Raw genomic sequence first — 26,137 nt, forward strand, 5'->3', positions numbered from 1 at the left:
ATAATGCTGTTCGAATAAAAACCTGCAGCCACTACCACTCCGGTTGGTACATTGGTTAACCCGGTGATCGGTATCTGCCAGAATACAAACTACATACTTAGCACTTCAGTGGAGAGACTCATCGACTCGCGCGGCTCATCGGTCAGGTTCACTATTGGATCTCAAGGAAGGCCAGGTTGCAATATAGTAGGAGGGCAGGAGCTGAAAAACGTCTACCGGGCCACTGTGTGGCCCGGTTATTTGATATTTTAATGCAATTTCAGACGCGGACGAATCACACGGTTAATACTGCCAACCAGCATCATCAGACCGGTTTTGAAGTAACCATGCAACGCAATCTGGTGCATACGGTACAGTGAGATATACACAAAGCGCGCAATACGCCCTTCCACCATCATCGAACCGCGCGTCAGGTTCCCCATCAGGCTACCCACGGTAGAGAAGTTGGAGAGGGAAACCAGAGAGCCGTGGTCTTTATATTGATACGCTTTCAGCGGCTTGCCATTCATCTGCGCCAGAATATTGTTCATCGCGCAGGAAGCCATCTGATGAGCAGCCTGAGCGCGCGGTGGAACAAAGCCACCTTCCGGACGTGCGCAGGAAGCACAGTCACCAATAGCATAAACATCCGGATCGCGTGTGGTTTGCAGAGTAGGCTCCACCACCAGTTGGTTGATGCGGTTAGTTTCCAGACCACCAATGTCTTTCATAAAGTCTGGTGCTTTGATACCTGCCGCCCACACCATCAGATCGGCTTCAATGTACTCGCCATCTTTAGTATGTAACCCGCCCTCATCAGCGCTGGTCACCATCGTCTGAGTCAATACACGCACGCCCAGCTTGGTCAGTTCATTATGCGCAGCACTGGAAATCCGCGGCGGCAATGCTGGCAGAATTCTTTCGCCGGCCTCCACCAGAGTCACATTCAGCGCTTCGTTAGTCAGTCCCTTGTACCCATAGCTATGCAGTTGTTTTACCGCATTGTGCAACTCGGCGGAGAGTTCCACACCTGTTGCACCACCGCCCACAATGGCGATATTCACTTTGCCATTCGCGCCCAGATTCGCAGAGTATTTCAGGAACAGATTCAACATTTCCTGGTGGAAACGACGCGCCTGATGCGGGTTATCGAGGAAGATGCAATTATCTTTGACACCCGGCGTGTTGAAATCGTTGGACGTACTGCCAAGCGCCATCACCAACGTGTCGTAAGGCACTTTACGCTCAGGAACCAGTAGATCACCCTTCTCATCGCGCAGCTCAGCAATAGTGATGGTCTTCGCTTCACGATCGATATCTACAACCGAGCCAAGCTGAAACTGGAAGCCGTGGTTACGCGCATGTGCCAGATAGCTCAGCGCATCAACGCCTTCATCCAGGGATCCCGTCGCCACTTCGTGCAGTAAGGGTTTCCACAAATGGCTGTGGTTTCTGTCTACCAGCGTGATTTTTGCCTTTTTCTTACGCCCCAGTTTTTTCCCCAGCTGAGTCGCCATTTCCAGTCCGCCAGCACCACCGCCGACAATAACGATTCTTTTTAATGGTGTAGTCAACGTGACCCCCTTAAATTTATTAACCAATTGTTAATTAAAAGTTATTAACATAGCCTTTAATTAACAACAAGTTACGATAATGAAAATCTTCTTCGAGACTGAGAATAACACGAACGGTGCATTGGTCATACCAAAATTGATATGTATCAAGTTTTGATGCTGAAAAGATAGACAACCCTAGCTTTAACAACAAAAAAACCAGCCCGAAGGCTGGCTTTGTTCAACGTAAATCGGCGACTAACCTAACGTCTTGAACGCTTTGATTCGCTGCAAATGAGGAGAGATATTTTTGAATTTATGGGTTTGTTCTTCATCCCATACAATTTCATAGAAGTGGTGCAGCTCCTCAGAGGAGCGTTGACTGTTCAGTGCTTCATCATGGCGTGAAAGGATAACCAGGCACCGATCGCGATTCTTTTCACGGAAATTAGTCACGCATTTTGTGGCGATGTCCGCATACTCTTCGGGCCTGTCGATTTTCCCTTCCATATTCTCATACGGAAACAAGTTGGGATTAAACACGACCTGCCGAATATCACACAGAAAACCAATTCGTTCAGCCCAGTAACCACCCAACCCCACGCCGCAAATCAACGGGCGATCGTCCACATTAAGCTGCAACATTTTGTCCACTTCTTTCAGCAGATGCTGCATATCATGCTTAGGATGCCGTGTACTGTAGCTGATCAGTCTGACATCCGGGTCAATGAACTGCAGTTGTAACACTTTCTCGTGATTTCCCGGACTGTTAGAGTCAAAACCGTGTAAATAGATAATCATCGCATCCTCACCAAACGTGCGTTAATGACCTGCTTTTTCTTCCTGCCAGCGCTCATGAAGCTGGTTGAGCTGGGCGCTAATCGTTTTCCAGCGTGCCGAATCCATCAGTTCCTGACGCGAAAATGAACCTTTATGATACAAACGTGTAACACGTTCCGCATTGATCGGCGACAGATTATCTAACACACTGACCGCTCCCTTACGATTATTGCAGACCAGGATCATATCGCAACCTGCATCAAGCGATGCCTGCCCACGCTCTGCGTAGCTCCCCATGATAGCTGCGCCTTCCATCGACAGATCGTCGGAGAAGATCACCCCATCAAAACCAAGCTCCTGACGCAGCACCGTTTTTAACCAGTGGGGGGAACCACTCGCCGGACGCGGATCGACTTCACTATAGATCACGTGTGCCGGCATAATGGCATCAAGTTTATTTTCCGTAATTAACGTCTTAAACACCGACATGTCTTTGGCGCGAATTTCCGCTTCCGGTCGCGGATCGGTTGGTGTCTCTTTGTGCGAATCCGCCGTCACAGCCCCATGCCCGGGGAAATGTTTACCGGTGGTTTTCATGCCCGCGGCATGCATGCCATCAATAAAGCGGGTTGCCATTGCCAGCGCCTTTATTGGATCGGCATGGTAAGAACGCTCGCCAATCGCCGCGCTAATATGGCCCACATCCAGGACGGGGGCAAAGCTGATGTCGATGTCCATCGCAATCATTTCGCTGGCCATGAGCCATCCGGCATCCTGAGCCAGCTTGCCTCCCTCTACCAGTCCGTGCAGTGCAGCAAAAGATTGTGCCGCCGGCAGGCGGGTAAACCCTTCACGAAAACGCTGTACACGCCCCCCTTCCTGATCCACTGCCACCACCAGATGATTACGTGATGCCTCACGGATTTGGCGAACAAGTTCACGCAACTGTTCCGGGTCGTGGTAATTTCGGGTAAAGAGGATCAACCCACCCACCAGCGGATGCGCCAGAATCTCACGCTCTTCAGCGTCCAGCTCATACCCTTCGACATCCAACATTACTGGACCCACACTGCTCTCCTTATCCTTTCATTGTTAGCTGCCGCCAGGTTTCATCGGCCAGCCTGATAAATTGTCGATCGCTGGTTTGCTGCCAGCGATATTCGAACCACCCCGCCTTCAGCACCATCACCCAGGGTTGCCACTGTCTGACCTGCCGCCAGAGGGCATCCGGATCAATGTGCGCATGCTGAGCATAGGCGTTCACCAGTTGCCGGTGCTGAGATTCATCAACGGTCCACACCGCAGCCAGCTCCAGCGCAATATCACCGTCTCCGGCATATTCCCAGTCAATCAACCGCAGCCCCGACGCTGTGCGCACTATGTTGTCGCCGTGGACATCCATATGTAACGGCCCGAGACGTATCGGGCGAGGTTCGCGTTGTTTTCTTAACCGCTTTAGCACGCGCAACCAACCAGGCGTCCGGCGCGCCGGATCACAACACTGCCAGTACTGTTCAAGTAATGGCAGCACTCTGATTTGCCAGCCCAGACGGGGTTGTTGGTGAAGATGATACAGTAAGCCTGCAAGTTCGTCGGCTTCCGGTAATCTGGATTCTACCTTACCGTGAAAATAGTCTACTGCCATCCACCCTTGTGTATAAAAACGGGGTTTGGGAGCAAGACTTTCGGGCAGTTTTTTCAGCGCATGATAGTGCCGTAAAAAATGGGACTCGGGCGCGTGAGGATCATGATGGCAGCGCAGCACTAAACGATGGGGATGATTTTCGATGATACAGCTCCCGCCGCTCAAGCCGCTTTGGCTGCCCGCGACGGGATGATACTGCGGGAAATAGCGCGACAAAACCTCGTCGCGCGTCAGTCTGTTATTGTTGCTGAACAGCACCTTTACCTGACCAGATTATCTCGCCAGTTTGTACCAGCATTAATTGCATTTGCAGTGCCGGCGTATTGACGTTGCCGGAAGCGCTGGAATACAGCACATACTGCGCTCCTACATTACGGGCAATACCAATGGCTTTACTGCGCGTACCCAGGCTGTCGTGTGGTGATAAACCTAATTGTTGCTTCGCCAGCGACAACTGTTGTGCCGAGACCAGAGTAAATTTGCCGTTATTCGCCAGCGCATTACGCAATGTTTCGGTTGCGTCACCAGAGTTGAGAGAACCATTGGTGCGATTATTCACGCTGTCGACCAGCAAGACACCTCCAGCTTTGACGCCATCAGCCTGCAGCATTTTCGCCACCATCGGTTGCATTGCGCCATTCCAGTCATAATGACGTTCCCGGGGCGTCGGCTGCGCCGTTTGATCCTCATGTTCAATCGGACCAGGCTGCTGCGGTATGGTTGGCACCGTTGGGACAACCGGTACCGGCTGTTGCGGTTGCTCGGGCTGCTCCGGCACCGGTTTGACTTCATCTACCGGCGCTGGCTCTCGTTGCGCCACACAACCAGAGAGAAATATCGCCAGCGCGGCAATCAATGCGTAGCGATTCATTTTGATCATCAAGATTCACCCCTTACAAATAAAGATAAAGTCTAACCTTGTGCGCCCCCAGAAAATTGGCGCTGCCGTACAGAGTCACCGACGAACGTGCCGGGATAGTGACGCTGCGTGGCGCTTCCAGAGGGTGCATCTCCAGCCCTCTGGCGTCATACCAGTAAAACCGATAATGAACGGTAACGGGTTCTTGTCTTTCGTTATAGAGTCGTGAGGATGCAGAGGGCTGAATATCAGACGTGGTTAACGCAGGCTGTTCTGCTGTTATACCTGCAGCCAGTATCGTTGATTCCATCACCAGCGACTGTTCATCACTCACCGGAATTTCAGGATGTGAACGACAGCCTGCCAGTAACAGCACCCCCAGTGACAGCACTAAGCATCCTCTGGTCATTATTAAAGACCTTTATGCGCAAGCATTGGACCAAGAGTACGCCCACCCAGTAGATGCATATGAATGTGATACACCTCCTGACCCCCGTGGCGGTTGGTATTCATGATCAAACGATATCCATCTTCGGCAATGCCTTCCTGCTCAGCGATCTTCGCCGCGACCGTGATCATTCTCCCCAACGCCTGCTCATGTTCAGCCGTAACATCATTAACGGTTGGGATCAGGACATTTGGAATAATCAGGATATGCGTAGGCGCCTGAGGTGCAATATCGCGAAACGCTGTGACCAGTTCGTCCTGGTACACGATATCTGAGGGGATTTCACGACGAATAATTTTGCTGAATATAGTTTCTTCTGCCACGACGTTTTCCTTTTTCATTAAGAGCCCTTCGTTGTGCCATGCTACGCCGAGCTACTCTGCGAGTATAGAGTATGAGTGAGTTACTCACGCTCTTTCAACTTTAACCCTCGATTTTTTAAGCAAAAAGTTTTCCTTATGCTGCTCTTATAACCATTTCCCGTTGCTATTGCTCAGACATAGTACTGAAACAATATTTCATACTGGCAAAAATTCCACCTGCTCATCGGGTGGATTTTGCACTCATAGCCAAAATACGGGGGACTAAAGCTGACGTTAACGCTTACCCAGGCAGAGAAATGTAAACGCTAAAAAAACAAAAAGCCTGCTTAGTTTCCTAAGCAGGCTTCTTAAATATGGCTCCTCTGACTGGACTCGAACCAGTGACATACGGATTAACAGTCCGCCGTTCTACCGACTGAACTACAGAGGAATCGTTGTGGAGGCTTATCTTAGCGGCGAAAAATCTTTTGTCAAACCCCATTTCCTTCATTGAGTATCAATTGGTGCTTCTCTCGACAGTTTGTTGCATTTACAGACATTTTATATGGAAAAAACTTTGCAGCTTTTTTGATTCTCCCTCATCATTTGAAATGAGGTTTCAACTTTCTTCATTAAGGTCCACTTTGAACGTGTCCGCTGCCTTACGTCAGGTCGTTTCCTGTACGCCCTGGTATGCCAAACGCAAGAGTTACAAAGTACTCTTTTGGCGTGAAATCACTCCGTTAGCCATTCCCATTTTTCTGGAAAATACCTGCGTATTATTGATGGGAGTACTGAGTACTTTCCTTGTTAGCTGGTTGGGTAAGGAAGCAATGGCGGGTGTCGGACTCGCCGACAGTTTCAATATGGTTATCATGGCGTTTTTCGCCGCTATCGATCTTGGCACGACGGTGGTCGTTGCTTTTAGCCTTGGGAAACGCGATCGCCGACGGGCCAGAGCCGCCGCCAGACAGTCACTGGTAATCATGACGATTTTTGCCATCGTGCTGGCAGCGGTGATTCACTATTTTGGCGAGCAGATTATTAATGTTGTCGCCGGTGAAGCGACTCCCGAAGTAAAGGCACTGGCGCTGACCTATCTGGAATTAACGGTGCTCAGTTATCCGGCAGCAGCCATTGCATTGATCGGTAGCGGAGCACTGCGTGGGGCCGGGAATACCAAGATACCGCTGTTGATTAACGGCGGCATGAATATACTGAATATCATCATCAGTAGCATCCTGATCTACGGCATTTTTTCCTGGCAAGGGCTGGGATTTGTAGGCGCAGGTCTTGGGTTAACGATTTCCCGCTACATTGGTGCTATCGCCATTATATGGGTGCTGATGATTGGTTTTAACCCAGCGCTGCGTATTTCACTGAAAAGTTATTTTAAGCCGTTAAATCTCGCCATTATCTGGGAGGTGATGGGGATAGGTATTCCTGCAAGTATCGAATCCGTTTTGTTTAACGGTGGCAAGCTATTAACTCAGATGTTTGTCTCGGGTATGGGTACCAGCGTTATTGCCGGTAACTTCATCGCATTTTCTATTGCGGCTCTGATTAACCTGCCGGGAAACGCATTAGGATCCGCATCCACCATCATTACCGGCAGACGCCTGGGTAATGGGCAGATTGCCCAGGCAGAAATTCAGTTGCGACACGTATTTTGGTTATCCACAATCGGTTTAACTGCCATCGCCTGGCTGACTGCACCGTTTGCCGGTGTCATGGCCTCGTTTTATACCCACGATCAGGACGTAAAAGAGGTCATAGTCATACTGATTTGGCTCAATGCGGCATTTATGCCGATATGGGCAGCATCCTGGGTCCTTCCCGCTGGTTTTAAGGGAGCGCGTGATGCACGTTTTGCTATGTGGGTTTCCATGCTGGGTATGTGGGGCTGCCGTGTTGTAGCAGGTTATACCCTAGGGATCGTATTAGGATGGGGAGTGGTCGGCGTCTGGATGGGGATGTTCTTCGACTGGGCGGTCCGCGCCGCGCTATTTTACTGGCGAATGGTCACCGGTCGATGGCTGTGGAAATATCCACGCCAGGAACGTGAAAAGTGTATAAAACAACCCGTTGCGTCTGAATAAACGGCGAAATGAAGAATATTTCAGCAAACGATCGCGTTTCTACATTCAGGCTTTGACAACGCTGACCGGCATCGCTAATATTCGCCCCGTTCACACGATTCCTCTGTAGTTCAGTCGGTAGAACGGCGGACTGTTAATCCGTATGTCACTGGTTCGAGTCCAGTCAGAGGAGCCATATTTAGAAAAGCCCGCTTAAGGAAACTTAAGCGGGCTTTTTGTTTTTCTGTTTTTCCTTTCGTCTTATTTTTCATCTTGCCCCGTTATAAGGGATAAAATCGTTTTCTCTTCCCGTCTGTCGCGGTAGTCTCATAACAGTCGTTAATATATCGACTGCAATGTGCGTAACCTTATTCCAATACTAATAATTAGAAATCAGTACAGACAGGATAACTATGGATTCCACCCTCATCTCCGCGGGTCCCCAGGAGGACACATCTTCGCTTAGCCGCGCCCGACGCGCAGCACTCGGTAGCTTCGCTGGTGCCGTGGTCGACTGGTATGATTTTCTGCTTTATGGCATCACTGCCGCACTGGTCTTCAATCGCGAGTTTTTCCCGCAGATAAGTCCCGCGATGGGTACGCTCGCCGCGTTCGCCACCTTTGGTGTCGGATTTCTGTTCCGCCCATTGGGTGGAATAATATTCGGGCACTTCGGCGATCGCCTTGGCCGTAAGCGCATGCTGATGCTCACCGTCTGGATGATGGGGATTGCCACTGCGTTGATTGGCATTATCCCCTCTTTTGACACCATCGGCTGGTGGGCCCCCATCTTACTGGTGACACTGCGCGCCGTTCAGGGATTCGCCGTCGGCGGTGAATGGGGCGGCGCGGCATTACTTTCCGTCGAAAGTGCCCCAAAAAATAAAAAAGCGTTCTACAGCAGCGGCGTTCAGGTGGGTTACGGTGTCGGCTTGCTGCTCTCTACAGGGTTAGTCTCGCTGATTAGCTCGCAAACGACTGATGAACAGTTCCTGAGCTGGGGCTGGCGTATTCCGTTCCTGTTCAGCATCGTATTAGTTCTGGGCGCATTGTGGATGCGTAACAGAATGGAAGAGTCCGCAGAGTTCGAGCTGCAAAAACAGGAACCACCGCAGGCGAAAAAACGACTGCCGGTCATCGAAGCGCTAACCCGCCACCCGGGGGCATTTTTAAAAATTATTGCCCTGCGCCTTTGTGAACTGCTGACGATGTATATAGTCACCGCTTTTGCACTCAACTACTCCACCCAAAATCTGGGACTACCACGCGAATTGTTTCTCAATATCGGGCTGCTGGTAGGTGGGCTAAGTTGTCTGACTATCCCCTGCTTTGCCTGGCTTGCCGACCGCTTTGGTCGTCGCCGGGTCTACATTACCGGGGCGCTGGTCGGCACACTCAGCGCATTCCCGTTCTTTATGGCCCTGGAAGCACAGTCCATCTTCTGGATCGTATTTTTCGCGATTATGCTGGCAAACATCGCCCACGACATGGTGGTCTGTGTCCAGCAACCCATGTTTACCGGCTTGTTTGGCGCAAGCTACCGCTACAGTGGCGCAGGAGTTGGCTATCAGGTCGCCAGCGTGGTTGGCGGCGGCTTTACCCCGTTTATTGCTGCAGCACTGGTCACGTTCTCCGGCGGAGACTGGCACAGTGTAGCCATTTACCTGATGGCGGGTTGTCTGATTTCTGCTGCCACAGCAATAATGATGAGAGATAAGCAGCACGGTTAAGTCTTTTCGCGAAGACCATCTGGTCTTCGCATTTTCTTCCTCAACGTCTGACTTTTGTTTCACATTCCTGTGACATACTATCGGGAGAGCAGCACATCTGTGGAACAAGGAGACAGACATGAACAATAAGGGCTCCAGCCTGACCCCGGCTCAGGCGCTGGATAAACTGGACGCATTGTATGAGCAATCAGTTAAGGCTCTGCGTAGCGCCATTGGCAAGTACATTGATACCGGGACACTTCCTGATGTAATCGCCCGAGATAAAGGTCTTTTTGTTTACCCTTCACTTTCTGTAACCTGGGATGGCAGCGCCACCAATCCACCAAAAACTCGCGCTTACGGACGTTTTACTCATGCTGGTTGCTATACCACGACCATTACCCGCCCGTCGCTCTTTCGCCCTTATCTTGAAGAACAGCTGACGCTGCTGTATCAAGATTATGATGCTCACATCTCCGTCGAGCCATCGCAGCACGAAATCCCCTATCCTTATGTGATTGACGGTTCTGAACTGACACTTGATCGATCGATGAGTGCCGGATTAACGCGTCATTTCCCTACCACCGAGCTGTCACAGATTGGCGATGAAACCGCAGACGGGACTTATCATCCGGCGGAATTCTCCCCACTGTCACATTTCGACGCCCGACGGGTAGATTTTTCGCTGGCACGACTGCGTCACTACACGGGCACGCCGGTTGAACATTTCCAACCCTTTGTACTGTTCACCAATTACACCCGTTATGTTGATGAATTCGTACGCTGGGGATGCAGCCAGATCCTCGATCCTGACAGTCCATATATCGCGCTCTCCTGTGCGGGAGGGATTTGGATCACCGCTGAAACAGAAGCCCCGGAAGAGGCTATCTCCGACCTTGCCTGGAAAAAACACCAGATGCCTGCCTGGCATTTAATCACCGCCGACGGTCAGGGGATCACGCTGGTAAATATTGGCGTAGGCCCCTCTAACGCTAAAACCATTTGTGATCATCTGGCGGTCCTTCGCCCTGATGTTTGGTTGATGATTGGGCACTGTGGTGGTCTGCGCGAAAGCCAGGCGATTGGTGATTATGTTCTTGCCCACGCCTATCTGCGTGACGACCATGTGCTTGATGCCGTACTGCCTCCTGACATTCCTATTCCGAGCATAGCGGAAGTTCAGCGCGCACTGTATGACGCCACCAAAGAGGTCAGCGGTATGCCCGGTGAAGAGGTGAAGCAACGGTTGCGTACCGGCACTGTCGTTACGACCGACGATCGCAACTGGGAATTACGCTACTCCGCTTCTGCGCTGCGCTTTAACCTCAGCCGCGCCGTAGCTATCGATATGGAAAGCGCCACTATCGCTGCTCAGGGCTACAGATTCCGCGTCCCTTACGGCACTCTGCTTTGTGTTTCCGACAAACCGCTGCACGGTGAAATTAAGCTTCCTGGTCAGGCTAACCGATTTTATGAAGGTGCGATTTCTGAGCACCTGCAGATTGGCATCCGGGCTATCGACCGCCTTCGTGCTGAAGGTGACCGACTGCACTCCCGCAAATTACGTACGTTCAACGAACCGCCGTTCCGTTAAGGCCTGAAGGTAACTATGCACAACTCAACTCCCCTTTCCGCTCTGCGCAATCTACTGTTGGCCCTGGGGCTTGACGGTATGATTGTTCCACGCGCTGATGCGCACCAGAGCGAGGATTGCACGCCACACGACAATAAACTGGCCTGGCTCACAGGCTTTAGCGGCTCAGCAGGCCTGGCGTTAGTCCTTAGCGATCGCGCCTTAATGTTTGTCGATGGACGCTATCAGGTTCAGGTACGTAACGAAGTCTCCCTTGATGATTTTGAAATTCATCATCTGCACGATGAGCCGCTGGCGGACTATTTACAGGAACACGTCGCACCAGGCACTCGTATTGGCTTTGAACCCCTGTTGATGGTTAACAGCCAGTTTGAATCCCTGTCGGCCACCCATTGCGAACTGGTGGCTCTGGAAACCGATCCTTTCGACCAGGTATGGCTCGATCGTCCTGCGGCACCGTGCGGCATCATCCGGGAAATGCCTGTTGAAATCAGCGGTGAAAGCAGTACACAAAAACGTGCGCGGATCGTAGACCAACTTGCCCTGCATCAGGCTGATACTCTGGCTATTACCCTTCCTGATAATATTGCCTGGCTGCTCAATGTGCGTGGTTCAGATCTTGATATGGTCCCCGTCCCTTTTTCATTTGCCCTGCTGCACCGCACCGGCGAACTGGAGTGGTTTGTTGATACCAACAAAACAAAGCAGTTACCCGAAGCCCTGCTGAGCACGTTGACCCTTGCACCACAAGAGGGTTTTCTCTCTCGCTGCCAGCAACTGGCACAGGGAAAACGTTTTCTGGTTGATAAGGACTATGCCCCGGTTGCTTTGCGTTTTGCGATTGAACAGAACGGAGGTGAAGTTCTTTGGGCCCCGGATCCAATCACATTGATTAAAGCTCATAAGAATGACACTGAACTGGCAGGCTATCGTGAATGCCATGAACAGGATGGTGCTGCGTGGGTTAACTTCCTCGCCTGGCTGGCGCATGAAGTACCACTACGTGAGGCGGCCGGTAATCCGGTAACCGAGCTGGAAGCACAGGCCAAACAGTTGACGTTTCGCCAGCAACAACCCGGGTTTATTGAGCAAAGTTTTGGCACTATTTCAGCTTCAGCCAGTAATGCGGCGATGTGTCATTATCATTCCAGTGAAAAGACAGATACGCCGATTACCTCACAGGCCATGTATCTGAATGACTCCGGTGGTCAGTATCAAAACGGTACCACAGATACGACGCGTACCCTCGCCTTTGGCCCACAGGATCCGCAGCGCCGACTGCACTATACGGCAGTACTGAAAGGCTTTATATCGCTGATCACGCTACAATTCCCCAGCGGCACTCAGGGTCATCAACTGGATGCGTTTAGTCGTCGGGCTCTTTGGGAGCTGGGGCTGGATTACGATCATGGCACCGGACATGGCGTGGGCCACCAGCTACTGATTCATGAGCAGCCCCACCGTATTGCCAAAAAAGTAAATCCTTGGCCTCTGGTCGCAGGCAATATTATTACTATCGAGCCGGGATATTATCTGGCAGGTCAATATGGGATCCGCATCGAGAATCAGGTAGAGATTATCGAGAGTCGTCCAGGCTTTTGCCGGTTCGCCTCACTGACGCAGGTCCCTATCGATTTGAACCTGGTTGAGTTACATCTGTTGAGCGAAACAGAAAAGCAGTGGATTGATGACTACCACCAGCAGGTAAGAGAAACACTGTCGCCACGCGTGGACAGTGACGCACGTCCATGGCTATTTGCAGCCACAGCACCGATTCGTGTTCAGGCCAATTAACGTAAAAAAGGCAGCCCTCAGGCTGCCTTAGTTCTCCCCAACGTCTTACTGCTTAGCTGTTACGGATGTATTCATCCATTTCAGTTTTCAGGTTATCGGACTTAGTCCCGAAGATAGCCTGAACACCGGAACCAGCAACCACGACGCCCGCAGCACCCAGTTTCTTCAGGCCAGCCTGATCAACTTTGGCAACGTCAGCAACGCTGACACGCAGACGAGTGATGCACGCATCCAGGTTAGTGATGTTTTCTTTACCACCAAACGCAGCAACCAGAGCCGGAGCCATTTCACCTGTCGCGCCAGCTTTGCTGTCTTCGGTGGCGTCTTCACGACCCGGAGTTTTCAGGTCCAGCGCTTTGATCAGTACACGGAAAATGGTGTAGTAGACGATTGCATAGCCGAGGCCGACAATCGGGAACAGCCACAGTTTGCTGCTGTTACCGGACAGTACGATAAAGTCGATCAGACCGTGGGAGAACGATGTACCGTCACGCATACCCAGCAGGATACAGATTGGGAATGCCAGACCTGCCAGAATCGCGTGGATGATGTACAGGATCGGCGCCACGAACATGAAGGAGAACTCGATCGGCTCGGTAATACCGGTCAGGAACGAGGTCAGCGCCGCGGAGATCATGATACCGCCCACTTTCGCGCGGTTTTCCGGTTTTGCAGAGTGCCAGATTGCAATAGCAGCAGCCGGCAGACCGTACATTTTAAACAGGAAGCCACCGGACAGTTTGCCCGCAGTCGGGTCACCTGCCATATAACGAGGAATATCACCGTGGAACACCTGGCCTGCAGCATTGGTGTACTCACCGATCTGCATCTGGAAAGGAACGTTCCAGATATGGTGCAGACCAAACGGTACCAGGCAGCGTTCAACGAAGCCGTAGATACCGAATGCCACTACCGGGTTCTGATACGCAGCCCACTGGGAGAACGTCTGGATAGCAGTACCGATTGGCGGCCAAATGAAGGACAGAACCACCCCCGTGAAGATGGCAGCCAGACCAGAAATGATAGGAACAAAGCGCTTACCGGCAAAGAAGCCCAGATACTCAGGCAGTTTGATACGGTAGAAGCGGTTGAACATATACGCTGCGATCGCACCGGAGATAATCCCCCCGAGAACACCGGTATCAGCCAGGTGTTTAGCGGCGATTTCTTCTGCAGGTAAATGCAGAACCAGCGGCGCAACCACAGCCATGGTCTTAACCATGATGCCATAGGCGACGACTGAAGCCAGGGCGGATACACCGTCATTGTTGGTGAAGCCTAACGCAACACCGATGGCGAAAATCAGCGGCATGTTTGCAAAAACAGATCCGCCTGCTTCTGCCATTACATGCGATACAACGGCTGGCAGCCAGCTGAAGTTAGCGGAACCGACACCCAGCAGGATACCTGCAATAGGGAGTACGGATACCGGCAGCATCAGCGATTTACCGACCTTTTGCAGGTTAGCAAATGCATTCTTAAACATAATTAGGAGTGCTCCTGAGTATTTGTGCTTTTCTACGTTCTCACGCATTGGCGAGGGGGGAGAACCTCGCCGTGGACAGGGCATCTAAGTACCCTTTATTTATTACACAGAGTAAAATAATTCAGTTCGTTTTTGTTTGACGGCTATCACAATTCAGTTGTGGGTGGCCGCAAAATTCGCACATTCCGATAAAATGAGTATCTGAATGTTTCCAACTGGTTACTCACCGCCCATTCTGGGGCGGTGAACTTTACTCGCTTTACTTATTAATTACGAGCTTTAAAAAAACTCAGTTAACAGGCAGATTGCAGGCGAGATGCGTCGATGTGAAACAGGCGGGCAAAGTTATCGGTGGTGATCTGCGCCAGTTCTTCAACGGCAACACCTTTCAAGACAGCCATGTACTCTGCGACATCACGAACCATTGCCGGTTGGTTCTCTTTTCCACGATGCGGCACAGGCGCAAGGTAGGGAGAATCGGTCTCAACTAACAAACGGTCCAGAGGTACATAGCGTGCAGCATCGCGTAGTTGTTCGGCGTTACGGAACGTGACGATGCCAGAGAAGGAAATATAGAATCCGAGATCCAGCAATTTGCCCGCAGTTTCCCTGTCCTCTGTAAAACAGTGTAGTACGCCGCCACAATCCGTCACTTTTTCTTCGCGCAGAATCGACAGCGTATCCGCTCGCGCATCGCGGGTATGAACAATCACCGGTTTCTGTAACTCGCGACCAATCTGGATGTGGTGAATGAATGATTCCTGCTGGCGAACCTTCGTTTCTGGCGTATAAAAATAGTCCAGCCCGGTTTCGCCCATCGCCACCACGCCCTCCTCGGCGGCAAAACGACGCAGCTCTTCAACATCATATAGCTCATCCTGATTTAACGGATGCACGCCACAGGAAAAAACCACATTGTCACGCACACCAACCAGTTCACGCATGCTGCGGTATCCTGGTAACGTGGTCGCAACGGCAAGACAGAACTTCACATCACGCGCGGCCGCTTTCTCCAGCACGTCATCCACGTTCTTATGCAAAGATTGATAATCCAGGCCATCAAGATGGCAGTGTGAGTCGACTAAAAACATAATGTCTCTCTCAAATATGGGGAACAGGCAGCACAGTGCCTGGTTGCAGATAATGCTCTATGCGGAGGATAAGATCGGTTAATACCAGCTCACGGTTTACGCCCGTCACATTTAGCAACTGCTGACGGCAATGACAAACATCACCAAGTATTGCCTGTATCTGTGCGGCAGTGAAGCGTTCAGCGATTGATGATATCAATGCCAGAGCATCGGGATTAGTCAGATGGGAAACACCATATGGACGTTTAAGAGCATCCGTAAGCAGCGTCGCCAGCCAGTGTAAGCGGACAGCAGCCTGCTCATGATTTAGCACGGCCATCAGCATATACCAGTCGCCAGAGTGCAATGTATTGGCCAGCGCCGCACAGAAATCAGTACGGTGCGTCCAGCTTTCTGCCTGTAACAGCGCTAATGCCGCACCAGGCGAGCCTGCGCTCAAGCGTAATGCGCTAAGAAGTGCGTCCTGTGAGGCCGTCACCTCACGGGCAAGCCAGGAAATTGCGTACGATTCTGCCGGGGGAGCAAGGTGATGCAAGCGACAACGGCTACGTAATGTAGCCAATAAACGTGCAGGTTCCGTACTGGCGAGGAAAAACCAGGTCTGTGCCGGTGGCTCTTCCAGAGTCTTCAACAGAGCGTTGGCAGCGGCATCGGTCAACTGGGCTGCATCAGGGATCCACACCACCTTCGCACCACTCAAACGAGAATGCTCATACAGTTTCTCACTGACTTCGCGAACCGCATCAACGCCCAGTGTACTTTTGCCTTTTTCCGGGAGCAGCGAATAGTAGTCAGGATGTGTTCCCGCCTGCATCAACTGGCATCCGCGACAGTGTCCACAGCTTTTATGACCTTCAGGTTGCTGGCACATCAGATAGCGGCTGAGGGCGTAAATCAGCGCGTCATCCCCCATGCCTGGTAACGCCTGAATCAGTAACGCATGGTGACCACGACCCGCCTGATAACTGGCTACCAGTTTTTCAAAATCCGGTCGTAACCATGGATACCATTTCATGCGCCCTGCTCCTGCACCCAGTGGGTGATGGTATTACGGATATCACTCATCACAGCCTCAAGGGGTTGCGTCGCATCAATAGTCCGAATACTGGAATCTTTAGCGGCCAGTTCAAGGTAGCGGGCACGCGTGCGATTGAAGAAATCAAACGATTCCTGTTCAATGCGATCCAGTTCGCCACGAGCGCGGGCACGTTTTAAACCTACCTCGGGTGTCACATCCAGATAAATTGTCAGGTCAGGGCGAAAATCCCCCAGTACCGCATCACGCAACGTTGCCAGCATAGTCTGGTCAATTCCGCGTCCGCCGCCCTGATAAGCCTGGGTCGACAGATCATGACGATCGCCAATCACCCAACTGCCTTTTGCCAGCGCAGGTTTAATAACGGTTTCCACCAGTTGTACGCGTGCGGCGTAAAACATCAGGACTTCCGCTTTATCGGTAATAATCTCATCACCGACCGATTTGATGTCCAGCACCAGACTTCTTAATTTCTCTGCGAGCTGGGTGCCGCCAGGCTCGCGGGTAAAAACCATGTCGCGAATACCGAGTTGCTCAAGTGTCTCCACTACCACATCGCGCGCAGTGGTTTTTCCGGCGCCTTCCAGGCCCTCAATGACGATGTAATTACTGCCCATTTTTTTCCTTAAGCACTTTCAGATAATCCTGTACCGACCGGTTGTGGCTGGCAAGATTAGTGTTAAACGTGTGACCACCTTTTCCATCAGCCACAAAATAGAGATACGGCGTTTTTGCCGGATGTGCAGCAGCCTGCAACGAGGCTTCTCCAGGCATGGCAATCGGCCCCGGTGGCAGCCCCGTAATGGTATAGGTGTTATAGGCGGTCGGGGTTTCTAAATCCACACGCGACAATTTGCCATTATAACGTGTCCCCATCCCGTAAATCACGGTTGGATCGGTCTGCAGACGCATGCCAATACGTAACCGGTTTATAAATACCGAGGCTACCTGGTCGCGCTCACTGGCAACCGCCGTTTCTTTTTCAATGATAGAGGCCATCGTCACCAGTTGATTTTTATCTTTGTAAGGCAGACCTTCAGCACGACCTTCCCAGACGGTATCCACAGCCTTAACCATTTTTTGATACGCGCGTTTCAACAGCGCGACATCTGTGGTATTGGCGGTATACATCCAGGTATCAGGCCAGAACCAACCTTCCACCCACTCAGGGTTTTCCAGTTTCAACGCCTTAGCAACGGTCTCGTAGTTATCATCGCTGAGCGTATGTTTAATAAATGGCGCATCACGCAGTTGTTTGAGGTAATCGCTCAGGCGCATCCCCTCTACCAGACGTAGCGGGAACTGCGCTTCTTTACCGCTTTCCAGCAGTTTCAGCATATCCCGCACGGTCATGTCAGGTGTAAAGCGATAGGTTCCCGCTTTAAAATGCGAAAGATCCGGCTCAATACGCAACAACCACTGAAACACGCGCGGACGATTGATAACCTTGTCTGCATACAACTGTTCGCCTAACGCCAGTCGACCAGTGCCGGCTTTAAGCGTAAAAATCGTTTCTTCTTTGATCAATAATTTACTATCCGCCAGATGGCGAACTTTCCACATTCCCACTCCCGCGGCAATGCCCAGCACAACCAGCAATAAAACGACAACGAGTAACAATTTTTTCATGACTAATTTGGGTGCTCACAAAGTGGGGCTAAAAAATCGAATAATAAACGTGAAGACAACTGTATGTCGCCACATGCACGCACGGGAATAACAGGCATTAACGCATTGCAAATGATCATCTCATCAGCCTGCATAACCTCCTCCTTCCGGGCATTTACTTCGACAATCTGGAAAGGAGATTGTGCCAGCACTCGCATACAGAATTGTCGCATAATGCCATCTACACCTGCCTGATCCAGGCGGGGAGTGTAAACCACATTATCTTTACGCCAGAATAAATTAGCCGCACAGCATTCCGTAACCCATCCCTCGCTGTCAAGGACCAGAGCCTCATCGGCGTTTGTCTGCTCAAGATGAGACCTAATCAGCACCTGTTCCAGACGGTTTAGGTGCTTCAGTCCGGCAAGCATTGGATTGCGCCCCAGACGGACGGGGCTTAACGCGAGGGTGATTCCTTGCTCTCGCCAGCAATCATAATGTGCAGGCCAGGCAGAAACAGAGAGGATACGGCTGGCACTATGGCAGTTGGCGCCACTGTAGCCCCGACCTCCGCTGCCACGACTGATGATCACCTTCAGTACACCACGGGCATGGGCCACTGCTAACATTTCCATTTCCCGTTGCAGTTCGGGCCATTTCTCGAAGGAGATCAGCAATTTTTGGCAGGTGTCTTGTAAACGCTGGAGATGCGCCGCAAGGAGGCTAACTTTACCGTCGATAATTCGCGCCGTGGTGAAACAGCCATCACCAAACTGCGTCGCCCGATCGCTCGCAGCCAGCATATCTTGCTGACAGCCATTAATTAAGAACATGGTGGCTCCTTATTCGTGGTCCGCTAGTTTGGCAGGATGAGTAACCCAGGACAAGGGCAGAAAATCGAATAAAAAAAGGTCCGACAAGCGGACCTTTTTTTCATCTGGCAAGGACGCTAACGCATCACCTGCAGGCACTTAGATCTTTTTAAAGATCAAGGAACCGTTGGTACCACCGAAACCAAAGGAGTTACACAGCGCATATTCCATACCGCTAACCTGACGCGCTTCGTGCGGCACGAAGTCCAGGTCACAACCTTCATCCGGGTTATCCAGGTTGATGGTTGGTGGAACAACCTGATCGCGCAGCGCCAGAATAGAGAAAATTGACTCTACAGCACCCGCCGCCCCTAACAGGTGTCCGGTCATGGATTTGGTCGAACTGACCATTACGCTACGTGCAGCATCGCCAAAGACAGATTTTACTGCCTGGGTTTCAGCTTTATCGCCTGCCGGTGTGGATGTGCCATGTGCGTTAACATAGGCAATCTGACCAGGTTCAATAGCCGCATCACGCAATGCGTTAACCATCGCCAGTGCAGCACCTGCACCGTTTTCCGGTGGTGACGTCATATGGTAAGCATCGCTGCTCATCCCAAAGCCGACCACTTCAGCATAAATTTTTGCGCCGCGCGCTTTTGCATGCTCGTACTCTTCGAGTACAACCATGCCCGCACCGTCACCCAGCACAAATCCGTCACGCTCTTTGTCCCACGGACGGCTCGCCGCTTGCGGGTTATCATTACGCGTAGACAGCGCACGTGCTGCGCCAAAACCACCGACACCCAACGGCGTACTGGCTTTTTCTGCACCACCCGCGACCATCGCGTCTGCGTCGCCGTATGCAATGATACGTGCAGCATGACCGATGTTATGCACGCCTGAAGTACAGGCGGTCGCGATAGAGATGCTTGGTCCTTGCAGACCATACATGATGGTCAGATGACCAGCCACCATGTTAACAATCGTCGACGGAACGAAGAACGGGCTAATCTTACGCGGTCCACCGTTTACCAGTGAGGTATGGTTTTCTTCGATAAGACCGAGACCGCCAATACCGGAGCCGATAGCGGCGCCAATACGGTGAGCGTTCTCTTCCGTAATCTCGAGGCCAGAATCCTGCATGGCCTGAACGCCAGCGACAATTCCATATTGAATGAAGGCATCCATCTTGCGCTGTTCTTTGCGCGAGATAATGTCATCACAGTTAAAATCCTTTACTAAGCCAGCAAATTTCGTTGCATAGGCGCTAGTATCGAAATGGTCGATCAGGCTGATGCCACTCTGACCGGCAAGGAGAGCTTTCCAGGTAGACTCTACGGTATTGCCGACAGGAGACAACATGCCCAGTCCGGTCACAACTACACGACGCTTAGACACGGTTGTCCTCCAGGGAGGGAAAAATGATTCAAGTGGGATAAAAAGATAAAACTCAGGCGGTCGAATGACCGCCTGGAGATGTTCACTTACGCCTGGTGGCCGTTGATGTAATCAATGGCAGCCTGAACGGTAGTGATTTTCTCAGCTTCTTCGTCCGGAATCTCAGTATCAAACTCTTCTTCCAGGGCCATTACCAGCTCAACGGTGTCAAGAGAATCCGCGCCCAGGTCTTCAACGAAGGAAGCATTGTTGGTAACTTCTTCCTGCTTAACGCCCAGCTGTTCGCCGATAATTTTCTTAACGCGTTCTTCGATAGTGCTCATACTCTTAAATTTCCTATCAAAACTCGCTTTCGCGATGGTTTTCGTAGTGTATAAAATGTTGAAAAATTTGCAACTAAATCCCGGCAGTTCTTACCACGATTTTACGTTATTTTGAGGCTAATCCCTAGAATAACGCAAATCTTTTTCATCGTGGTTAAACCATGTACATCCCGCCGTTGACGTGCAAAGTCTCACCAGTGATGTAACTTGCTTCGTCAGAAGCTAAAAATGCAACCGCACTGGCAATTTCCTGAGCGCCACCAAGGCGACCCGCAGGAACCTGTGCCAGAATACCCGCACGCTGATCATCAGACAGCGCACGCGTCATGTCCGTTTCAATAAAGCCCGGAGCAACAACGTTTACAGTAATACCACGGGACGCAACTTCACGCGCCAATGATTTACTGAAGCCGATCAGACCCGCTTTCGCCGCAGCGTAGTTAGCCTGACCCGCATTTCCCATGGTACCAACCACAGAACCGATAGTGATAATACGACCATGACGCTTTTTCATCATAGCGCGCATTACCGCTTTTGACAGACGGAAAACAGATGACAGGTTGGTTTCGATGATATCGTTCCACTCGTCATCTTTCATGCGCATTAACAGGTTATCACGAGTAATCCCGGCATTATTGACCAGAATATCGACTTCACCAAATTCTGCGCGGATATTTCCCAGAACAGATTCGATAGATGCAGGATCGGTCACATTCAACATCAGACCCTTACCGTTTGCACCTAAGTAATCGCTAATGGCCTGCGCACCACTTTCGCTGGTTGCAGTACCGATAACTTTCGCGCCACGGGCAACAAGTGTTTCAGCAATTGCGCGGCCAATGCCACGGCTTGCACCGGTTACCAGCGCGATTTTTCCTTCAAAACTCATGATATTCCTCTTTTATTGCGAAAGTGCCGCAGACAGCGCCGCCGGCTCATTCAGTGCCGAAGCCGTCAGGGTGTCAACAATACGTTTCGTCAGGCCGGTGAGGACTTTACCCGGGCCAACTTCATACAGGTGTTCTACGCCCTGGGATGCCATAAACTCAACAGTTTTGGTCCACTGAACTGGGCTATATAACTGACGAACAAGCGCGTCGCGGATGGCATCTGCTGTTGTTTCGCATTTCACGTCAACGTTGTTAACAACCGGTACAGTCGGTGCGTTGAAAGTGATTTTCTGCAGCTCAACGGCCAGTTTATCAGCCGCAGGCTTCATTAGCGCACAGTGAGATGGCACGCTAACCGGCAACGGCAGTGCACGCTTAGCGCCAGCAGCTTTACAGGCGGCACCTGCACGTTCAACAGCTTCTTTATGCCCGGCAATAACCACCTGACCCGGTGAGTTAAAGTTTACCGGAGAAACGACCTGACCGTCGGCTGACTCTTCACACGCTTTCGCAATGGATGCGTCATCCAGACCGATGATAGCAGACATGCCGCCAGTGCCTTCCGGTACAGCTTCCTGCATGAATTTACCACGCAGTTCAACCAGACGTACGGCATCAGCAAAATTGATGACACCCGCACACACCAGTGCAGAGTATTCACCCAGGCTATGCCCTGCCATCAGTGCAGGCGTTTTACCGCCCTGCTGCTGCCAAACGCGATACAGCGCGACAGAGGCGGTTAACAGTGCCGGCTGTGTCTGCCAGGTTTTATTCAGTTCTTCCGCCGGCCCCTGTTGAGTCAATGCCCATAAATCATAGCCCAGCGCTGCTGAAGCTTCAGCGAAAGTTTCTTCTACGCATGGGTAAGCTGCTGCCATTTCAGACAACATCCCAACGGTTTGAGAACCCTGTCCCGGGAACACAAATGCAAATTGCGTCATGATTAAATCCTTATACTAGAAACGAACCAGCGCGGAACCCCAGGTGAATCCACCACCAAAGGCCTCAAGCAATATCAGTTGCCCTGCTTTAATGCGCCCGTCACGGACAGCTTCGTCCAGTGCGCACGGTACGGAAGCGGCGGACGTATTGCCATGTCTGTCCAGCGTTACCACGACATTATCCATCGACATACCCAGCTTTTTCGCTGTTGCGCTGATAATGCGGAGGTTTGCCTGATGTGGTACCAGCCAGTCCAGCGCAGAACGGTCAAGATTATTTGCTTCCAGCGTTTCATCAACGATGTGAGCAAGCTCGGTAACTGCGACTTTAAATACTTCATTACCCGCCATCGTCAGATGAATCGAGTTTTCCGGGTTCACGCGATCGGCATTAGGCAGCGTCAGCAGTTCTCCGTAACGCCCATCAGCATGCAGATGTGTAGAGAGGATGCCTGGCTCTTCTGACGCGCTCAGTACCACTGCGCCCGCACCATCACCAAAAATGATGATCGTCCCACGATCGGTTGGATCGCAAGTACGCGCCAGCACATCAGAACCGACTACCAGAGCGTGTTTCACCGCGCCTGACTTAACATATTGATCGGCAACGCTCAGCGCGTAGGTAAAGCCAGCGCAAGCCGCAGCGACATCAAACGCCGGGCAGCCTTTAATTCCCAGCATACTTTGAATCTGGCACGCTGCACTTGGAAATGCGTGCGTTGATGACGTGGTAGCTACCACGATCAAACCAATTTGTTCTTTATCGATGCCTGCCATTTCAATAGCGCGGTTTGCGGCGGCAAAGCCCATCGTCGCAACTGTTTCGTTTGGCCCTGCAATATGGCGTTCACGGATACCTGTACGAGTGACGATCCACTCATCAGATGTCTCGACCATTTTTTCCAAATCGGCGTTAGTACGCACTTGTTCAGGCAGATAGCTGCCGGTACCAATAATCTTCGTATACATGTACGCTCAGTCACTTTTTGGTTATATACCGCCACGAGCAAATCACTGGTACGTTGACTTCATTCACGACCACACTGTTATCTGTGCACCCGCGAATTTGTGCTTTCGTCACCGTCCAGCAGTTCGAATCCAGCTGGGTATACCGATTCCAGGCGAGCGGCAATTCGCTGAGGAACTTGTCGCTGCACCGCCTGCACTGCCTGTTCTATCGCGACTTCAAATGCTCGCTGATTGGCCGCACCATGACTTTTAATCACCGTGCCGCGTAATCCTAACAGACAGGCGCCATTATACTGGTCGGGGTTGAGGTGACTGAATCGCCTCGTCAGGCTTTTTTGTAACCAACGTTTTAATAACAGCAGCCACCACGACCGTTTTTTGCCCTCACCCTGAGACTTCAGCAGTGAAAGGAACATTCTTACAACACCTTCCATCGTCTTTAATGTGACATTACCTGTAAAGCCGTCACAAACCAGCACATCAGTTTTGCCGGTCAGCAACTCATTGGCTTCAAGATAGCCGATATAGTTGATAGAAGGGATTGTTTTTAGCACAGCAGAAGCGTCCCGAATGCTATCGAGACCCTTGGTTTCTTCTTCGCCAATGTTGAGCAATGCGACCCGAGGATTGGCAATCCCAACCACCTCTTCTGCCAACACGGAACCCATGACGGCAAATTGCACCAACATATTACTGTCGCAATCCACGTTGGCACCTAAATCCAGTACCACCGTTTTGCCCTTTTGCTGATGAGGTAATACCGTCACCAGCGCAGGACGCTCAATCCCCTCAAGGGGTTTGAGTAATAACTTCGCAAGTCCCATAAGTGCGCCCGTATTACCGGCGCTCACACAGGCTTGTGCTCGACCTTCTTTCACGAGCTCCAGGGCAACACGCATTGAGCTTCCACGACTGGCGCGGATAGCCTGCGAGGGCCGGGCATCACTGGCAATAACTGACTGAGCAGGAATCATCTGCAGACGTGAACGTTGTTCGAAGTCAGCTTTGGCAAGTAATGGCGTGATTGTATCGGGATCCCCGACTAAAAGAAGTGTGAGTTGCGAATTAGAATTCAGTGCCTGCAGTGCTGCAGGCACTGTCACGGTAGGGCCAAAATCTCCCCCCATGACATCTAACGCCAGGGTTAGACGTGTCAAGGTATCGTCGCTGCCCGGTTAGGTGTTTCCCCAGTTACCCGGGGAAAGCCTCACTAAGCTTCATCACGCTTGTACTCTTCATCTTTCTCACAGAAGTGCGAAGTCCGTCGAGCAATAGCGTGATTACTTAGCGATTACCTTACGGCCACGGTAGAAACCGTCGGCAGTGATGTGGTGACGCAGGTGTTGTTCACCAGAAGTTTTGTCTACAGACAGGCTGGTGACTGCGGTCAGAGCGTCATGAGAACGACGCATGCCACGTTTGGAACGGGTTGGTTTATTCTGTTGTACGGCCATGGACCTTACTCCTCAATTACTTACGCTTTAAGCTGGCTAATACGGCAAATGGGTTTGGTTTTTGCGCTTCATCAGGCAATTCGCCAAAGACCATGTCCGCCTCGGACACTTCACAGTGTTCAGAATCATGCACCGGAACTACCGGCAAGGAGAGGATAATCTCATCTTCAACCATTGCAAGCAGATCGATTTCACCGAATTCGTTAACCTCAATCGGCTCATACGCTTCCGGGAGTGCTTCAGCCTGCTCGTCTGAACGGACAGGACTAAAACAATATGTTGTGTGAACATGAAGTGGGAACGGTTTCCCGCAACGCTGACATTCGAGCGTAACCGATACCTTTGCATCGCCGGTTATAACCGCAAGGCGTTGGTTGTCGATCGCGAACGACATGGAGCATTCCACATCACTGTCCACACTGACTACAGAATCGGCGACGCGCTCAACCAGATCAGAAGTATAGATACCTTCATAATCGAGGCGTTTTTGAGCCGTACGAACCGGATCAAGAGTCAGGGGTAATTTTACCTTTTGCATAGGGCGCGCATATTAACTTTGTAACGTCATATAGTCAAAGAAAAAGGCAGCCTGAGGTTGCCTTTTGCCAATAATTCGCACACATTGCGGGTCATCGACTTAAAATCAATCAAGACAAGCCATCGCAGCCAGCTTGAAGGACGAAGTCCATAGTTTAAAATGGCTCTCATCATTACGCTATATGCGGGGGAAAAAATATGCCTCAACTGATTCTTGCGTCTACCTCTCCCTGGCGTCGCGCATTGCTCGAAAAACTGGCTATCCCATTCGAATGTGCAGCACCTGAGGTTGATGAAACACCGTTACCCGGCGAAACACCTCGACACCTGGTATTACGCCTGGCACAGGAGAAAGCGCAATCCCTTGCCCACCGTTTTTCTTCGCACCTGATTATTGGTTCAGATCAGATTTGTGTGCTTGATGGAGAAATAACCGGAAAGCCGTTAACAGAAGAAAAAGCGAGACTACAATTAGCTAAAGCCAGTGGCAATATTGTCACTTTTTATACCGGGCTGGCACTTTATAATTCCGCGAACGGACATTTACAAACCGAAGTCGAACCGTTTGATGTCCACTTTCGTCATTTAAGCGAAACAGAAATAGAAGATTATGTGCGCAAAGAGCGTCCGCTGCATTGTGCCGGAAGTTTTAAAAGTGAAGGGCTAGGTATTGCTCTCTTCGAGCGTCTGGAAGGTCGCGACCCTAACACGCTGATTGGTCTGCCTCTGATAGCGCTGTGCCAGATGTTGCGCCGGGAAGAAATGAACCCACTGAAGGCCTAGTTGACGGGCCGGATGACGCTAAAGCGTCTTATCAGGCCCACAACGAAACACTCCCCACAGGCCTG

At 51.2% G+C, this 26,137-nt stretch carries 26 protein-coding genes and 2 tRNA genes; 6 read left to right on the forward strand and 22 right to left on the reverse strand.

Annotated features, from left to right (window positions below; translation table 11 throughout):
• Positions 1 to 248: 248 nt before the first annotated feature.
• From ndh to SK36_RS12225, 8 genes are all read right to left on the reverse strand, one after another.
• Entirely contained in the window at positions 249 to 1,553 is a 1,305-nt protein-coding gene (ndh, locus tag SK36_RS12190; RefSeq protein WP_045441784.1) for an NADH-quinone dehydrogenase, read from the reverse strand.
• A gap of 237 nt (positions 1,554 to 1,790) precedes the next feature.
• Positions 1,791 to 2,333, reverse strand: coding sequence for an alpha/beta hydrolase YcfP (ycfP, locus tag SK36_RS12195; protein WP_003030817.1), 543 nt, complete (start codon positions 2,331 to 2,333; stop codon positions 1,791 to 1,793).
• 21 nt (positions 2,334 to 2,354) lie between these two features.
• Positions 2,355 to 3,380, reverse strand: coding sequence for a beta-N-acetylhexosaminidase (gene nagZ, locus SK36_RS12200; protein ID WP_048221646.1), 1,026 nt, complete (start codon positions 3,378 to 3,380; stop codon positions 2,355 to 2,357).
• A gap of 10 nt (positions 3,381 to 3,390) precedes the next feature.
• Complete coding sequence (thiK, locus tag SK36_RS12205; RefSeq protein WP_048221647.1) at positions 3,391 to 4,215, reverse strand: thiamine kinase; 825 nt, start codon at positions 4,213 to 4,215, stop codon at positions 3,391 to 3,393.
• Positions 4,196 to 4,837: a penicillin-binding protein activator LpoB gene (lpoB, locus tag SK36_RS12210; protein WP_045441778.1), complete on the reverse strand. Its 642-nt coding sequence runs from the start codon at positions 4,835 to 4,837 to the stop codon at positions 4,196 to 4,198. Before lpoB ends, thiK begins: the two co-directional genes overlap by 20 nt.
• Before the next feature lie 13 nt (positions 4,838 to 4,850).
• Positions 4,851 to 5,225 carry a YcfL family putative periplasmic lipoprotein gene (locus SK36_RS12215; RefSeq protein WP_045441772.1) on the reverse strand — a complete coding sequence of 125 codons (375 nt, stop codon included), beginning with the start codon at positions 5,223 to 5,225 and terminating at the stop codon, positions 4,851 to 4,853.
• 2 nt (positions 5,226 to 5,227) lie between these two features.
• Entirely contained in the window at positions 5,228 to 5,587 is a 360-nt protein-coding gene (gene hinT / locus SK36_RS12220; protein WP_045449566.1) for a purine nucleoside phosphoramidase, read from the reverse strand.
• A 354-nt stretch (positions 5,588 to 5,941) separates the two neighbouring features.
• Positions 5,942 to 6,017, reverse strand: a tRNA-Asn gene (locus SK36_RS12225).
• Between the two features lie 160 nt (positions 6,018 to 6,177).
• Between SK36_RS12225 and SK36_RS12230 the strand changes: the two genes are divergently transcribed.
• The 5 genes from SK36_RS12230 to SK36_RS12250 all read left to right on the forward strand — a co-directional run bounded on the left by SK36_RS12230 (position 6,178) and on the right by SK36_RS12250 (position 12,741).
• Positions 6,178 to 7,665, forward strand: a complete 1,488-nt coding sequence (locus tag SK36_RS12230; protein WP_331456579.1) for an EmmdR/YeeO family multidrug/toxin efflux MATE transporter — start codon at positions 6,178 to 6,180, stop codon at positions 7,663 to 7,665.
• 99 nt (positions 7,666 to 7,764) lie between these two features.
• Positions 7,765 to 7,840, forward strand: a tRNA-Asn gene (locus SK36_RS12235).
• Positions 7,841 to 8,057: 217 nt separating this feature from the next.
• Positions 8,058 to 9,374 carry a shikimate transporter gene (shiA, locus tag SK36_RS12240; RefSeq protein WP_048221649.1) on the forward strand — a complete coding sequence of 439 codons (1,317 nt, stop codon included), beginning with the start codon at positions 8,058 to 8,060 and terminating at the stop codon, positions 9,372 to 9,374.
• A gap of 118 nt (positions 9,375 to 9,492) precedes the next feature.
• Positions 9,493 to 10,947 (forward strand): AMP nucleosidase, encoded by a 1,455-nt coding sequence (locus SK36_RS12245; protein WP_045441737.1) that lies wholly within the window; start codon positions 9,493 to 9,495, stop codon positions 10,945 to 10,947.
• 15 nt (positions 10,948 to 10,962) lie between these two features.
• A complete protein-coding gene (locus tag SK36_RS12250; RefSeq protein ID WP_048221650.1) occupies positions 10,963 to 12,741 on the forward strand; it encodes an aminopeptidase P family protein in 1,779 nt (592 codons plus the stop codon).
• Positions 12,742 to 12,793: 52 nt separating this feature from the next.
• Here SK36_RS12250 and ptsG read toward each other — a convergent pair whose 3' ends face one another.
• The 14 genes from ptsG to yceD form a co-directional block, all read right to left on the reverse strand.
• Positions 12,794 to 14,227 carry a PTS glucose transporter subunit IIBC gene (gene ptsG / locus SK36_RS12255; RefSeq protein ID WP_045441733.1) on the reverse strand — a complete coding sequence of 478 codons (1,434 nt, stop codon included), beginning with the start codon at positions 14,225 to 14,227 and terminating at the stop codon, positions 12,794 to 12,796.
• Between the two features lie 293 nt (positions 14,228 to 14,520).
• Positions 14,521 to 15,318, reverse strand: a complete 798-nt coding sequence (locus SK36_RS12260; RefSeq protein ID WP_048221651.1) for a metal-dependent hydrolase — start codon at positions 15,316 to 15,318, stop codon at positions 14,521 to 14,523.
• 10 nt (positions 15,319 to 15,328) lie between these two features.
• Entirely contained in the window at positions 15,329 to 16,333 is a 1,005-nt protein-coding gene (gene holB, locus SK36_RS12265) for a DNA polymerase III subunit delta' (protein WP_045441728.1), read from the reverse strand.
• Entirely contained in the window at positions 16,330 to 16,971 is a 642-nt protein-coding gene (tmk, locus tag SK36_RS12270; RefSeq protein WP_045441726.1) for a dTMP kinase, read from the reverse strand. The genes holB and tmk overlap by 4 nt, the downstream gene beginning before the upstream one ends.
• Positions 16,961 to 17,983 (reverse strand): cell division protein YceG, encoded by a 1,023-nt coding sequence (gene yceG, locus SK36_RS12275; protein ID WP_048221652.1) that lies wholly within the window; start codon positions 17,981 to 17,983, stop codon positions 16,961 to 16,963. The genes tmk and yceG overlap by 11 nt, the downstream gene beginning before the upstream one ends.
• Positions 17,984 to 17,985: 2 nt before the next feature.
• Complete coding sequence (pabC, locus tag SK36_RS12280) at positions 17,986 to 18,795, reverse strand: aminodeoxychorismate lyase (protein WP_048221653.1); 810 nt, start codon at positions 18,793 to 18,795, stop codon at positions 17,986 to 17,988.
• A 138-nt stretch (positions 18,796 to 18,933) separates the two neighbouring features.
• On the reverse strand, positions 18,934 to 20,175 hold the full coding sequence (gene fabF, locus SK36_RS12285; protein WP_045441718.1) for a beta-ketoacyl-ACP synthase II: 1,242 nt from the start codon (positions 20,173 to 20,175) through the stop codon (positions 18,934 to 18,936).
• An 86-nt stretch (positions 20,176 to 20,261) separates the two neighbouring features.
• Positions 20,262 to 20,498, reverse strand: a complete 237-nt coding sequence (gene acpP / locus SK36_RS12290; RefSeq protein WP_000103754.1) for an acyl carrier protein — start codon at positions 20,496 to 20,498, stop codon at positions 20,262 to 20,264.
• A 154-nt stretch (positions 20,499 to 20,652) separates the two neighbouring features.
• The gene (fabG, locus tag SK36_RS12295; RefSeq protein WP_005129017.1) at positions 20,653 to 21,387 is read right to left on the reverse strand and encodes a 3-oxoacyl-ACP reductase FabG; all 735 of its coding nucleotides are present in this window, start codon (positions 21,385 to 21,387) and stop codon (positions 20,653 to 20,655) included.
• 12 nt (positions 21,388 to 21,399) lie between these two features.
• The gene (gene fabD / locus SK36_RS12300; protein ID WP_045441712.1) at positions 21,400 to 22,329 is read right to left on the reverse strand and encodes an ACP S-malonyltransferase; all 930 of its coding nucleotides are present in this window, start codon (positions 22,327 to 22,329) and stop codon (positions 21,400 to 21,402) included.
• A 15-nt stretch (positions 22,330 to 22,344) separates the two neighbouring features.
• On the reverse strand, positions 22,345 to 23,298 hold the full coding sequence (fabH, locus tag SK36_RS12305) for a beta-ketoacyl-ACP synthase III (protein WP_045441710.1): 954 nt from the start codon (positions 23,296 to 23,298) through the stop codon (positions 22,345 to 22,347).
• Between the two features lie 77 nt (positions 23,299 to 23,375).
• Positions 23,376 to 24,455, reverse strand: a complete 1,080-nt coding sequence (gene plsX, locus SK36_RS12310) for a phosphate acyltransferase PlsX (RefSeq protein ID WP_071828916.1) — start codon at positions 24,453 to 24,455, stop codon at positions 23,376 to 23,378.
• A gap of 123 nt (positions 24,456 to 24,578) precedes the next feature.
• A complete protein-coding gene (rpmF, locus tag SK36_RS12315) occupies positions 24,579 to 24,752 on the reverse strand; it encodes a 50S ribosomal protein L32 (RefSeq protein WP_003036242.1) in 174 nt (57 codons plus the stop codon).
• A gap of 16 nt (positions 24,753 to 24,768) precedes the next feature.
• A complete protein-coding gene (gene yceD, locus SK36_RS12320; RefSeq protein WP_003036239.1) occupies positions 24,769 to 25,290 on the reverse strand; it encodes a 23S rRNA accumulation protein YceD in 522 nt (173 codons plus the stop codon).
• Positions 25,291 to 25,487: 197 nt separating this feature from the next.
• Here yceD and SK36_RS12325 point away from each other — a divergent pair, with 197 nt between their 5' ends.
• Positions 25,488 to 26,072, forward strand: a complete 585-nt coding sequence (locus tag SK36_RS12325) for a Maf family protein (RefSeq protein ID WP_045441703.1) — start codon at positions 25,488 to 25,490, stop codon at positions 26,070 to 26,072.
• The last annotated feature ends 65 nt before the right edge of the window (positions 26,073 to 26,137 follow it).

Origin of the sequence: Citrobacter sp. MGH106 (assembly GCF_001037495.1) — a bacterium.
Classification (GTDB): Bacteria; Pseudomonadota; Gammaproteobacteria; order Enterobacterales; family Enterobacteriaceae; genus Citrobacter; species Citrobacter murliniae.

Excerpts from the sequence above, each read along its gene's own strand:
- ycfP (WP_003030817.1), bottom strand. The coding sequence starts at position 2,333 with ATGATTATCTATTTACACGGTTTTGACTCTAACAGTCCGGGAAATCAC.
- lpoB (WP_045441778.1), bottom strand. The coding sequence starts at position 4,837 with ATGATCAAAATGAATCGCTACGCATTGATTGCCGCGCTGGCGATATTT.
- SK36_RS12215 (WP_045441772.1), bottom strand. The coding sequence starts at position 5,225 with ATGACCAGAGGATGCTTAGTGCTGTCACTGGGGGTGCTGTTACTGGCA.
- SK36_RS12230 (WP_331456579.1), top strand. The coding sequence starts at position 6,178 with ATGAGGTTTCAACTTTCTTCATTAAGGTCCACTTTGAACGTGTCCGCT.
- shiA (WP_048221649.1), top strand. The coding sequence starts at position 8,058 with ATGGATTCCACCCTCATCTCCGCGGGTCCCCAGGAGGACACATCTTCG.
- SK36_RS12245 (WP_045441737.1), top strand. The coding sequence starts at position 9,493 with ATGAACAATAAGGGCTCCAGCCTGACCCCGGCTCAGGCGCTGGATAAA.
- SK36_RS12250 (WP_048221650.1), top strand. The coding sequence starts at position 10,963 with ATGCACAACTCAACTCCCCTTTCCGCTCTGCGCAATCTACTGTTGGCC.
- ptsG (WP_045441733.1), bottom strand. The coding sequence starts at position 14,227 with ATGTTTAAGAATGCATTTGCTAACCTGCAAAAGGTCGGTAAATCGCTG.
- SK36_RS12260 (WP_048221651.1), bottom strand. The coding sequence starts at position 15,318 with ATGTTTTTAGTCGACTCACACTGCCATCTTGATGGCCTGGATTATCAA.
- holB (WP_045441728.1), bottom strand. The coding sequence starts at position 16,333 with ATGAAATGGTATCCATGGTTACGACCGGATTTTGAAAAACTGGTAGCC.
- tmk (WP_045441726.1), bottom strand. The coding sequence starts at position 16,971 with ATGGGCAGTAATTACATCGTCATTGAGGGCCTGGAAGGCGCCGGAAAA.
- yceG (WP_048221652.1), bottom strand. The coding sequence starts at position 17,983 with ATGAAAAAATTGTTACTCGTTGTCGTTTTATTGCTGGTTGTGCTGGGC.
- pabC (WP_048221653.1), bottom strand. The coding sequence starts at position 18,795 with ATGTTCTTAATTAATGGCTGTCAGCAAGATATGCTGGCTGCGAGCGAT.
- acpP (WP_000103754.1), bottom strand. The coding sequence starts at position 20,498 with ATGAGCACTATCGAAGAACGCGTTAAGAAAATTATCGGCGAACAGCTG.
- fabG (WP_005129017.1), bottom strand. The coding sequence starts at position 21,387 with ATGAGTTTTGAAGGAAAAATCGCGCTGGTAACCGGTGCAAGCCGTGGC.
- fabD (WP_045441712.1), bottom strand. The coding sequence starts at position 22,329 with ATGACGCAATTTGCATTTGTGTTCCCGGGACAGGGTTCTCAAACCGTT.
- fabH (WP_045441710.1), bottom strand. The coding sequence starts at position 23,298 with ATGTATACGAAGATTATTGGTACCGGCAGCTATCTGCCTGAACAAGTG.
- rpmF (WP_003036242.1), bottom strand. The coding sequence starts at position 24,752 with ATGGCCGTACAACAGAATAAACCAACCCGTTCCAAACGTGGCATGCGT.
- yceD (WP_003036239.1), bottom strand. The coding sequence starts at position 25,290 with ATGCAAAAGGTAAAATTACCCCTGACTCTTGATCCGGTTCGTACGGCT.
- SK36_RS12325 (WP_045441703.1), top strand. The coding sequence starts at position 25,488 with ATGCCTCAACTGATTCTTGCGTCTACCTCTCCCTGGCGTCGCGCATTG.